General features: G+C 35.4%; 12 protein-coding genes and 2 pseudogenes. 1 reads left to right on the forward strand and 13 read right to left on the reverse strand.

Annotation, left to right across the window (positions count from 1 at the left end):
* Positions 1-12: 12 nt before the first annotated feature.
* From C0V77_RS22575 to C0V77_RS22605, 6 genes and pseudogenes are all read right to left on the reverse strand, one after another.
* A pseudogene (locus C0V77_RS22575) lies at positions 13-876 on the reverse strand (RHS repeat-associated core domain-containing protein); the annotation flags it as partial.
* Between the two features lie 134 nt (positions 877-1,010).
* Positions 1,011-1,694, reverse strand: coding sequence for a hypothetical protein (locus C0V77_RS22580; protein ID WP_101728665.1), 684 nt, complete (start codon positions 1,692-1,694; stop codon positions 1,011-1,013).
* A gap of 1 nt (position 1,695) precedes the next feature.
* The gene (locus tag C0V77_RS22585; RefSeq protein WP_158238002.1) at positions 1,696-2,811 is read right to left on the reverse strand and encodes an RHS repeat domain-containing protein; all 1,116 of its coding nucleotides are present in this window, start codon (positions 2,809-2,811) and stop codon (positions 1,696-1,698) included.
* A 135-nt stretch (positions 2,812-2,946) separates the two neighbouring features.
* Positions 2,947-3,198: a hypothetical protein gene (locus C0V77_RS22590; protein WP_101728667.1), complete on the reverse strand. Its 252-nt coding sequence runs from the start codon at positions 3,196-3,198 to the stop codon at positions 2,947-2,949.
* 6 nt (positions 3,199-3,204) lie between these two features.
* Positions 3,205-4,038 carry a colicin E3/pyocin S6 family cytotoxin gene (locus C0V77_RS22595; RefSeq protein ID WP_255408993.1) on the reverse strand — a complete coding sequence of 278 codons (834 nt, stop codon included), beginning with the start codon at positions 4,036-4,038 and terminating at the stop codon, positions 3,205-3,207.
* An 821-nt stretch (positions 4,039-4,859) separates the two neighbouring features.
* A complete protein-coding gene (locus tag C0V77_RS22605; protein ID WP_101728669.1) occupies positions 4,860-6,143 on the reverse strand; it encodes an RHS repeat domain-containing protein in 1,284 nt (427 codons plus the stop codon).
* A 297-nt stretch (positions 6,144-6,440) separates the two neighbouring features.
* Here C0V77_RS22605 and C0V77_RS22610 point away from each other — a divergent pair, with 297 nt between their 5' ends.
* Positions 6,441-6,857, forward strand: a complete 417-nt coding sequence (locus C0V77_RS22610) for a hypothetical protein (RefSeq protein WP_101728670.1) — start codon at positions 6,441-6,443, stop codon at positions 6,855-6,857.
* Here C0V77_RS22610 and C0V77_RS22615 read toward each other — a convergent pair.
* From C0V77_RS22615 to C0V77_RS23230, 7 genes and pseudogenes are all read right to left on the reverse strand, one after another.
* Positions 6,858-7,733, reverse strand: a pseudogene (locus C0V77_RS22615) (RHS repeat-associated core domain-containing protein); the annotation flags it as partial.
* Between the two features lie 146 nt (positions 7,734-7,879).
* A complete protein-coding gene (locus C0V77_RS22620) occupies positions 7,880-8,398 on the reverse strand; it encodes a hypothetical protein (RefSeq protein ID WP_143706169.1) in 519 nt (172 codons plus the stop codon).
* 265 nt (positions 8,399-8,663) lie between these two features.
* A complete protein-coding gene (locus C0V77_RS22625) occupies positions 8,664-9,083 on the reverse strand; it encodes a JAB-like toxin 1 domain-containing protein (protein ID WP_101728673.1) in 420 nt (139 codons plus the stop codon).
* Between the two features lie 237 nt (positions 9,084-9,320).
* Entirely contained in the window at positions 9,321-9,710 is a 390-nt protein-coding gene (locus C0V77_RS22630) for a DUF2750 domain-containing protein (RefSeq protein ID WP_101728674.1), read from the reverse strand.
* A gap of 2 nt (positions 9,711-9,712) precedes the next feature.
* Positions 9,713-10,444: a polymorphic toxin type 8 domain-containing protein gene (locus tag C0V77_RS23330; protein ID WP_101728675.1), complete on the reverse strand. Its 732-nt coding sequence runs from the start codon at positions 10,442-10,444 to the stop codon at positions 9,713-9,715.
* 400 nt (positions 10,445-10,844) lie between these two features.
* Positions 10,845-11,372: a hypothetical protein gene (locus tag C0V77_RS22640; RefSeq protein WP_101728676.1), complete on the reverse strand. Its 528-nt coding sequence runs from the start codon at positions 11,370-11,372 to the stop codon at positions 10,845-10,847.
* 10 nt (positions 11,373-11,382) lie between these two features.
* The coding region (locus tag C0V77_RS23230) for a hypothetical protein (RefSeq protein ID WP_158238003.1) at positions 11,383-12,016 on the reverse strand (634 nt) is incomplete at its 5' end.

Consider the following 12,016-nt stretch of genomic DNA (forward strand, 5'->3'; position numbering starts at 1 on the left):
TAATGTATGCTCTTATCTTAACCATGGACTATAATTTAAAGGTTTAGCTTTTAAAAAATTTAGCTGATCTGCAGGAATTGAAATAGCATTCATAAAATCAGCATCAAATTTAGTTGCACCATTCAAAACACGATTAGGGACTCTTACTTTTATAATAGTATTAGGTACTCTATCTAACCCAAAATTGTACTTACCAAATTGAGTAGCTTCTTCAAGTGTTGCTGCAAACAATTTCCCTGTTTCATACCCCCCTGACTTAATTCTAAGACCAAACTTTGCAATGTCATCAAGTTCTGCTTGAGACACAGCTCTATATATTGTGCTACTACCCAACTTAGCGGCTTTAGTTGACTTAATAAAGTTAGATCCATTCTTTAAAAGAGAAGCACATCCTTTTAATAAACCGGCACCTCCTTCAACAGCGCTCGCCATGTCAACTCCTAAATGCGCAGCTTTCTCTTCTGGGGTAAAATTATCTAATTTCCCTTGTTTTATAGTTGCATTTTGTTGATTGGCTGATTTAAGATGAGAGCCAGCATTGTAAGGTGTGTTGGGGTCTCCGCCACCATACCCCCCACAATTAGGTGGACAACCTTCTTGTCCATTAGTTTTATAAGCTCCGCTAAAACCAACTGAACCCGTAGTATTCCTTGCACTCAAAGTACCAGAGCCATCAGAATAAGTAAAATCTTCTGAAGCCATCCCATCAGGGTCAACAAATCTTAATGGATTATTATTAGCATATACAAAATGAGAAAAACTTTCTGATATTTCCGCCAACTCATCCACCCCATCAAACCGCCCTATACTGGCATTATAAGTCCTTGCGCCAAAGCTAATTCTACGCAAGTTGAACTTACTTTCCTTTTCTTTATTTTGGTATTCAGTAAAGGTAAGGTAGGAGCGGTTTAATCATCATATCCGTTAACTCATTAATAAAAAGGCCACCCAATGAATAACTTATTGGATGGCCTTGAACAAAATGCTTTTACTTAAATTTGTTACCTGTTTCAGGATGAGACAATATCTAATTGTTTTTGTCTGTAAGCGTCCGTAGCTAATAATTTCACAGTATTTAAGTTTACTATGCCTTTGCTTTCTTTTAAAACCTTTTCAGAAGCCTTGAACCATATAATAGGTATTTCGTCCACTTCTTTAGGTGGTAAAAAGGAAAAGGAACCATTAATTTGATTAGAGGATACTATTTTTTTTACCGCTTCTGAATAGTTAGAAAGTGTTTGAACCTCTTGACTTTGCTCTATTTTTTGTATTAATCCGAAATGATTCAAAAGTCTCGGCTCGGTTAATTCTATAACTCTAAGAAAATCTAAAACCGATTTCTCGTCATTGCCATTCCACCAAATGTCATAAGTGCCTTTTGTATTAAGTTCATTTTCTGGATAAATTGAACGCTCTTCATCTGTTAATAAATACCCAGGTCTCTTGTAGCTTTCGCTGGGAATATCTCCCCAAAGGGATGCCCATCTTGTCGTTTTAGATAAGTAAAAGGCTCCAGTAAAAGCACTTTCATAATACCTATGTTTTATTAAGCCCAATGATAAATAAAGCTCATTTCTCAATTTCTTTACAAAAAAACCTTGAGTACCCTCTGTTGTTTCTCTAAATTCAGTAAAGCCTAAATCCAATAATTTAGGCTTTACTAGTTTTATTAATTTTGCTTTAGATAATTTCATATTAATTCTGTTTTTTTGGACCAATATAAGTGGGTGAACTTGGTTGATATTTTGGGTCTTTCGGATCATAAAATGCCTTCTCAGTCTTATGTCCGTTGTCTCTCATTAATTTTTCCCGCTTAGCTGCAGATTTTTGTCCTGATTTAGTATTGGGCTTGATAATAAAAGCTGTTCCGTCTGGCTTTACGGCATCTTTTCTAACATTTGTTCCATCTTTTAGTTTCATTGGTACTTCAATATCTGCACCCTTTTCTTTGAGTCCCTTTTGGATTTGCCTATGCGCTTCTTGTCCTGTTTCAGCACTTTTTTTGAGTTTCTGCATTGCATTACCAGCATCCGCAGCATTATCAACCTTATTAGCGGCTTTCATTCCAGCCTTTACCGCCATCCCAGCACCAACCGACATGGGTACAGCTATAGAAAGCCCATCTGCAGCGAGGGCAGCCCAGTTTTCTTTACTCGTTTTCCCTGTGGTTAATTTTTCGTGTACTAATACCCCGGCATCATACACTACAAAGGCAACATCTACAACCGCATCAAGCCAAGGTAATACAGGCAAATTACCATCAGGGTCGCTCCTCAAAACCGGGTTATTCCATCCATACTGATATGTACTATACTCCTCCTGTTCAGCTACTACCGGGTCAACTCTATCAAAACGCCTAATGGTTGGGTTATAACCTCTGGCACCTAACCGAATCAAATTCAGATTAAAAGTACTTTCTTTTTCCCGATTTAAAAACTCAAATCTACTTTGAAAAGTATTCACTAATCCTGCATCTTTTAACACCACCCCCCAAGGGTCAAAAGCTGTTTCAGAGGTCTTGGTCAGGGCGGTTCCGTTTGCTTTGTAGGCGACATGGGTGTTACCCAAGTGGTCAGTTATAAAATACTCATAAGACCAGGCTCCACTTTGGTAATTCGCCCTGCCTTCAGGGGTTGCCAGCTGATAAAAAGCGCCATTCTTAAAAACCAAGCCGTCAAGGTATTCCCAGTATTCTCCTGTCGAATAAGTGGTTTTGTATAAGCACCCCGAGCCATCATAGAAGTTTTTAATCCATCTGTTGTTGGTGAGCTGTATCTCAATGGGTTCACTCAAACCTTTTTCGTTAATCACTTCACCAGCAAAGTTATAGCCCAGATTGGCTTTATAGACTCTACGAGTTAAGTCCCCATACTAAGAAAGCCCATCCAATAAAAATTATCGTATGGGCTTTCTTAAGAGGATAGTTTTTAAATGATAAAACTTTATTTATGACGAGACATTATAGCATTCTAAAAAATAACTGTAATTTGAAAAATCAAATTCTATGTTAGTATATTTTTTTAAGACTGTGGCTTGATTTTCTTTTATTTCATAAACGAAATAAAGATGAATATCATCCTCTGGAGAGGGAACAAAAATAGTATTTAAAATATCTAAAGATAAATTTATTGGATATTCACCTACTAAATCTTCGCTTTCTTTATTATAATATGCAATAATTCTTTGTACTTCTTCCATTAGATTTTATTTTTGAGTTGTTCTTCCAGGTACAGGTTCTTTTGTCATTTCACCGGTGTCAGGATCGGCTGAACCTTGGTGTTTACCCTTATTATTATAAACTTCAACATCCCCGTGTTGATAATCCCATTCTAATATTTTTCCGTCTGGTAATACCCATCTGGCTCTGCCGCTTTTGGGCTTATCTCTTCTGGCATCAGGGAAACCAGGTAATGTTTTGGGTGGAACATGATAATTGACTGGAGAATTATCAGGGTTGTAACTATGATAAACTTCATAACCAATATATGTTATCCCCGCAACAATAGCTGTTCCTACTAGAACGACAGGAATCGCTGGATCATCTAGTACACCTATACCTGTAACATCATCGGCAGCCAAAGCTCCTGCTAGCATCATACCGCCAGCTAGTATAGAACTTGCCGGATTATTTTGACGACTAGCAGTAACAATAGCACTTCCTTCTCCATTATAAACTATACCTGTTGGACTATCGTAAGTAAATAAACTTTTATTATCCCTATAAATATCATATTCTTTACTATTAGGACAAGTAGGGCAAGTCCCGATATAAGCATAATGACCATTTATTTCAAGAGGGGTTATATCTTCTCCATCTTTACCACAACCCTTAAAAGACATTCCTGTTGGGTCTGTATTCTTAACAGGATTATTCCCTACATAGTTATATGGAGATAAAGAATAGTAATTATCCGCCAACACATCCACCCCATCAAACCGCCCTATACTCGCATTGTAAGTCCTTGCACCAAAGCTAATTCTCCGCAAGTTAAACGTACTTTCCTTTTCTTTATTTTGATATTCAAATTTGCTGGCTATGAAGACTTCACTGTGTTGCTAAGATGAGCAATATAATAAATAAAGGCCATCCAATAAACAACTTATTGGATGGTCTTAAGCTAAATACTCGTACTTAAATTAGTTAAATTATTTTAGAATGACACGCTCAATTTAATGGCTTTATTGTTTTGATTTGTATTTTGTTTCTTTTTGTATAAACCTTTTTAAAATACCATTCTTTACTTTTAAACAAGTCTTTAAAATTAGTTTCTGATCTATCTAGGCTCATTATAGACGCCTTAAAAGTGTCTGAACCTGTCTGCTTTTCATTACTCCTTATTTTTAAAAAATCGAGAACGTTGTCATTATTAAAATCTCCCAAGCAATTTATTGAACCATATCTAGACCATAACGGATAATATAATACAGAATCTTTATTTAATTTGAAAAGGTGTATGAATATAAAAGATGTCCTTGCTCCATTGTTTATACATGTAAGAGCAATGAAATTTTTATTCCCAAAACTAAATTTGTAAAATTGATACATTTCAGGCGTTCTGAGGTCAATATCACAAGCAAAGCCTTCTTCAAAATGTTTACCCAATTCAAAAATACGACCTCTTATTTCAAATTTACCACAATTCCCATCATAAATGTAGGAAATTGGGAATTCGTTATTAGATAATTTTGAATAGTAGGTTCCACCTTGATTTGTTGTTTTAAATTTTCATTTTTGTTTAATCGCTTTAACTTGACCATTAGATATAAGTTGTTTGGCAATGAAATCATATTGGGATTTTGCCTTAATTCCGATAAATAGCAATGATATAATCATCACAAAGGTTTTTTTAGTAACCACGTCAACCTCCTTTAATATGATCTTTATGAATTTTCATAAATACTGTCTGTCCGTATGCTGCCGTTGTTTGTCTAGTATATTTCCCATTTGGCAATGGTCTATCTCCAACTTTAAATATATCATGGCTTGGGTCTGATATATTTAAGCCTGCCCTATGAGAATTCGTTCTTAAATCTCTACCATCCCAACCTATAGCCCCATTCGAGTAATCTTTGCCACCTGTTAAAGCATTGATTGCAGCTTTATTAGAAGCAGTCATTTGAGAGTTTGAATTACGTTCACTTGGGCTTGAATCCATATAGTCACTATAATTAGCATTACCGTCAAATGTGGCATTAGAAATTTCGCCCAAAGTTTTGCTTAATGAGGCATTAGGCCCTCGTGCGTTATTATTATTGACAGAAGCAGATGCAATACCGTTTTTCTCCTCTTGCGAGTTTAATCTCTCACTTGATTCAGCATATGTTACTGCAGCCAATTTTTGAAATGCCTTGTGTCCTTCTTTTAATTCAGTCAAACCCGACCCAATTTCTTTATTACCCCATGTACTAGCAAAATCATGTATAGCAATTAAATTTTTAGATTGCTGTTGTGAAAGTTGAGTATTGGAAGTAGTATTAGCAACATACACACGGTCATCGATTTCTCCATCACTTCCAATATGAGTACCATTTTGATTGTAAATATCCCCAAATCTCCCATCAGGGTCAACAAAAAGTAAAGGATTATCATAAACGTAATTATATGCAGAGAAACGTCTTGAAAGTTCCGCCAACGGATCCACCCCATCAAATCTCCCTATACTCGCATTATAAGTCCTTGCTCCAAAGCTAATTCTTCGCAAGTTAAACGTACTTTCCTTTTCTTTATTTTGATATTCAAATTTATTTTGAAAACCATTCACTAAACCTACATCTTTTAGCACAATCCCCCAAGGGTCAAAGGCTGTTTCAGAAGTCTTTGTCAGCGCAGTACCGTTGGCTTTGTAGGCGACACGGGTGTTACCCAGGTGGTCGGTTATGAAATACTCATAAGACCAGGCTCCACTTTGGTAATTCGCCCTGCCTTCAGGGGTTGCCAGTTGATAGAAAGCGCCGTTCTTGAAAACCATTCCATCCAGATACTCCCAGTATTCACCGGTAGAATAACTCGTTTTGTACAATCGCCCGGCACCATCATAGAAGTTCTTTATCCATCGGCCACCCGTCAGCTGAATTTCTACAGGCTGATTGGCGTAGGTACTATAAATAATATCGGTGATGTCCTCATTCTTATCAGCCTTCAAAGCGCCGTTGGCATAATAGGTGTAGTCGTCTGTTAAAGAATTTCTGTATATGAGTTGTATTTAGCTAAAAGATTTGTAAATTAGCTTAAAATAAGTATTTACTATTTTTTAAATTGATAAATTATAGTTAGCGGAAGTACTACCTTCCTTTTTGAATTTAACTTTGGATTATTTAGTGGGGGTGAAGCCAATACTTATTTAGATACAAACAATATAACTTGAGCCAAACTGCATGTGTTAGGAATATGAAACCAATAGCCATGGCTGGATTTTTTCATAGATTAGTATAACAAAACAATGAATAAAATAATTATTATTTTGCTATTATCCTTTTGTTATGGCTGTGTTGTTCCAAAGATTGAACTTACTGAGCAAGAAAAGAATTTGGAAAGTAAACTAAAAAATGAATTTGCCTGTGATGACTTGGAATTTAGGCACGATTACCACGCTATCAAAGAGAATAGAAAGGATGCAATGTTTATTGTTACGCTTTGTGATGGCTTCTGCAATAAAGATAGCCTAACAATTTTTAAGGAAACGATACGACTTACAAAAATGATAAAACCTATTCTGTCTCATCGTGCTAATTATGAAAATGTCATTTTTTATACTTCGCTTGAAAAGAAAAAAGATGAAACATGGTCGTCATTAATTTGCAATAAAACAATTAAGGTCTCCTTACGAGACCTTAAAGTAATTGAGTTTTCAAAATAATTATTGGTCAGTTCGCTTGTATGTTGTTGAACCATCGGCATTTGTAGTCATTTGTACGTTAGGGTCTTGCATAAACTGATTTAATGCTCCTTGTAGCTGATTTATTGCCCATCTTGTAACAGTCCTTCCATGCGATTGAAACATTTCATTATAGCCAATTTTCTTATAACCTGCAGTAATCATTTCATAATCAACTCCCGATAAATAGTAGAAAGCAGGTGAAACAGGGTCCAACACATCATGGATGCGGTAAGTTGTCGGCTCTTTGGGATTATCAAACTCATCAGCCTCGTCTGGTGATAATTGTAGCATAAATTCAATCACAGAGCCTCTTCCATCTTTTTTTGCTCGCTTTATAAAATAGTCAGCAATTCCTGCAGCATAGGCTGAACCTTCGCTGTGTCCTACTAATTTTATGGTTTCGCCATCGGCTAATCCTGCCATCACACTTTCATAGTTTTTCTTTGCCCATTTTTGGCCACTTCGAAATCGGTAACTTCCACTTTGGTCAAAGCCCATTCTTGAAGAACCATCAACAAAATCTGTTTTTTGGTCTTTAAAAAAACTGGTAACAGAACCTATGAACCCTCGATCGAAATAGTTCCAATAACCTTTACCGGCTTCACCAGGTGACATACCCAACCAATTTGCAATTTTGTTCCAATGTCCATTAACCAAAATTATCAATCTACCGTTTGGGTCAATTGCATTAACAGGGTTATTTCCTACGTAAGCATATGAGGATAAATGTGAATATTTCTCCGCCAACGGATCCACCCCATCAAACCTCCCTATACTCGGATTATAAGTCCTTGCCCCAAAGCTAATTCTTCGCAAATTAAACGTACTTTCCTTTTCTTTATTTTGATATTCAAATTTGTTTGGGGCAGGGGTGGTTTAATTATCATTTCATTTAACTGCTTAACAAAAGGCCATCCAATGAATTGTTCATTGAATGGCCTTGAACTAAAAACTCGTACTTGAAATAGTCAACTTTTTTCAGGATGAGAAATTGCTTAGAATCATTTTTTTACAGGTGGAATAAACACAATATGTCCATAGTCATTTAACTCTAAAATTTTTTCAGAGGGGTTTATCTCTTGGATACTATTGTCGTTTACAATTTCGAAAACAACCCGTCTACCATCATAAATATCCATTTTACCTTCAGTATAATTGAATTTTTTTTCGGGCTTTGAACATTTCAAGTTTGCAAATCTCTTTTCCATGTTTTCGTTTTTATAACCAATGATTATCGGTTTTTTATCCATCATAGAATAATATTTGCTTCTAATGTTCTCAATAGATAAATGAGGAGTTACAAAAATGTACTTTTTTATCCCTGATTCTGTAAAATATACAGTGACTAAATTGGGATAAGGCACACTTGTAAAAACAGAAGTAATTGTTTTGTCCAAGCTATCCTGAATATTAGCACTTTTAAGATAGCTATTTTTTTCTTTACATGGATTACAGGAATTTATGTAAAACATTATCGCTATCCAAAAACAACTTCTAAGGTCTTTTTTTATAGTAGTCATATTTCTTGATATTTTTTAAATCTACAGTTTTAATATTCATTTTTGTGTTTTCACTTCTTTTATCAAAATGATAAAACTCTTTCATCCCTCCATTTTCTAATGAAATAAAAAACCTAGGTAACATTGAGGTAGAACGTGCGACACTATTTAGCGTAGTTGTAGATTTGACTATATCTAGGTCTGACGGACTAATCACATTACCGTTGTCTAATGGACCATCATGATTATGGATATGAAAAATTAAGTTTAAAGGTTTAATATTTATCTAATCAAAGTTAGTAGAAAGTAATTTATGACTTGTTGATATTGAGTAGTTGGCTTTTCCTTTTTCCATGGTACCAGTCAAACTAAATTCTATCCCTCTAGTTGTATTTGCATCCATAAAATTGTAAACGTTCCTAGCATCTGTTGCATTCGATGTTTGACCTATACTAAAACCGTCTGCATCTTTTTTTGAAAGTTGGGAAATTATACTTCCACTCGAGGAAGTTGGTTTATCAATTTTTATCTCTTTGCCATTTGACGCAGTTAAACGGTCAAATTTATCGTCTGTTTTCTTGGTTAATTCAACACTACCATCGTCTTTTAGTGCATAATCATCAAAAGCTCCATAATGATCAAGACGCACTATTGGATTATTTTGAACGTAATTATATGATGTTAACCACTCTCTTTCATCCGCCAACGGATCTACCCCATCAAACCTCCCTATACTCGCATTATAATCCTTGCCCCAAAGCTAATTCTTCGCAAATTAAACGTACTTTCCTTTTCTTTATTTTGGTATTCAAATTTGGTTGGGGTAGTTTAATCATACTTTCATTTAAAGATTAATAAAAAGGCCATCCAATAAATAATCTATTGGATGGCCATATTCTAAATACTTGTACTTAAATTTGATACTTACTTCAAGTGGATAGATTTAACTATACTTTTGCATTTCGTCTGAAATATCTCTCGCAAATTCATTAACATCTACCACAAAGCCAGCTTTACTATTAACGGGAAAAACATTTATTAGATAGTTGTTTTCTACAATCAAATCAATATAGGAAATTTCAAATTCCTCTAGCGTAATTTCTTTAACTACATATTGTTCCCATTCACCAGTAATATTTAGCGTAGCATATTCTTGTGATGACCATAATGATATTAGTAGTTTGGCGTCGATTTCAGAAATTGCTAAATACCCAGCTTTATCGACAATAGTATACATTTTTTCAAAATCTGCTACTCTTTTGATAAAGTAAGTATATCTATCAAAAGGAGCTAATTTACTGACGCTTTCAATCTCTTTTTGTGTAATTTTCATATTTATAAGGGTCTTTCTTTATTTTTACGACCATAATTGTCGTGTTTGTGTTGCTGTCTATGTAAATCCCTATCTTGCAAATTAGAGTGCTCATAAGAATATCCTTTTGCGGCCTCTCGTCCTCTTTCATGGGCTAAATCTTTACCGGGGGGATTTCTAATATTTTCGCGTTTACCCTTGGCGATTTCATTCATATCTTGTTTTATCCAACCTCTGTCTGCTGAACTTGCTTTTGGGTCATTAGCTATTTCCTTAAGACGTTCTTGTTTCCCTGAACGACCTTGTTTCAAAAGCGATTTTGCGTTATCACCACTTTTAACAGCATCATTAGCATTCTCTACGACTTTGGATGTCGTTTTTACAACATCCGCAGCATTATCAACCTTATTAGCGGCTTTCATTCCAGCCTTTACCGCCATCCCTGCACCAACCGACATGGGTACAGCTATAGAAAGCCCGTCTGCAGCGAGGGCAGCCCAGTTTTCTTTACTCGTTTTCCCTGTGGTTAATTTTTCGTGTATTAATACCCCGGCATCATACACTACAAAGGCAACATCTACAACCGCATCAAGCCAAGGTAATAAAGGTAAATTACCATCAGGGTCGCTCCTCAAAACCGGATTGTTCCACCCATACTGATACAAACTAAGCTGCTCTTGTCCTTCAATTACCGGGTCAACTCTATCAAAACGTCCAATCGTCGGGTTATAACCTCTTGCTCCTAATCGAATCAAATTCAGATTAAATGTACCTTCTTTTTCCCGATTTAAAAACTCAAATCAATTGCAAATACACCAATTTCAATAGAAGTGTTGGAGGTCTGGGTGCGTGCAGAGTTGTTTGTTTGAAAGACCTTATGGGTGCTGCTAAGATGGATAATATATTAAAAAAGGCCACCCAATGAATAAGTTATTGGATGGCCTTCAACAAAGTACACTTACTTAAATACTTACTTAAATTTGTCAACTTATTTTAGGACGAGATATAAAAACCTTGCAGAAAAAAACTTCCAACAATTTTACAATTACTGGAAGTTCTTAAACATTTTTATCACAATAAAGCCTGTCAACCTAATTCGGACTTGACAATAATCCCAAAATTCGGTATAACTCAAGTTTTTCGTTTTATAATTTATTACAATTTCTGTTTTGCTATCTTATACTTCAACTGATAAGATTGTGGTATTTTACTAATGCCTATTTTATCTATACTTTCTACAAAAGATAAATAATCTTTAGCTTCCCAAGCCTTTGATGCAGCTTCTAATACCTGCTTTTGAATTAATTCGAATGTGTATTTTTCGCTTTCTTGGATGATAATGCTTTTAAAAAGTCTTATATTTCCTGTTAATATTTCAACACCTTCTTTTGCTTCAAAAAATAAAGAAAGATTTTGTATAAAAACTTTTGAGCTTACTTGTTCAATAGGTGGTGCAGAAGAACCCCAAAGCTCTTTAATCGCATTATCATTCAAGGGGTATAATGTTTCGCCCCGCCTACCAAGCTCCACAAGGTGCGACTTATCGTAATAGTTAAATACTAAATTTACTTTCATAACAGAAGATTGAAAACGCACAATGTTCTTAAATTCCTCTATTACCTCAAATCCATACTTTTGAAGTATTGGCAAAAGGTATGTTTTTACTAGTGTATTAAATTCCATAAATCAAATTTTATCTTTTTGGTGGCAGCCACGCTCTTTGAACAGGACTATAAACCCAACCACGACTTTCTAATAAATATCTCTCAGCATTTAAGAAGCCTTTTGTTGGAATAAGATCTCCATTAAGTAAGTGGTATGAATCAAATATTGGATCGCCTGCACGCATTTCTTGTCTTAAAAAACCTGAGTTTTGTTTCCAATTTAATTTAGGAGAACCTTGGTCATACAACTTTAACATTCTATCCCCTGTTTTCCATCCTTCAGATTTTGCAGTCTGCTCTGCTTTAAACTTAAATAAATTCAATCCACCTTGCGTTTCCGTCTTAGCGGCTTTTGTTGATTTAATAAATTTAAATCCATTCTTTAAAAGAGAAGCACCTCCTTTTAATAAACCGGCTCCTCCTTCAACAGCGCTCGCCATGTCAACTCCTAAATGCGCAGCTTTCTCTTCTGGGGTAAAATTATCTAATTTTCCTTGTTTTATAGTTGCATTTTGTTGAGAGACTGGTTTAAAATGAGTGCCAGCTTTGTAAGGTGTGCTTGGATCTCCACCACCATACCCCCCACAATTAGGTGGACAACCCTCTTGTCCATTAGTTTTATAAGCTCCACTAAAACCAACTGAACCCGTAGTATTCCTTGCA

It is taken from the genome of Emticicia sp. TH156 (genome assembly GCF_002855535.1).
GTDB classification, from domain to species: Bacteria; Bacteroidota; Bacteroidia; order Cytophagales; family Spirosomataceae; genus Emticicia; species Emticicia fluvialis.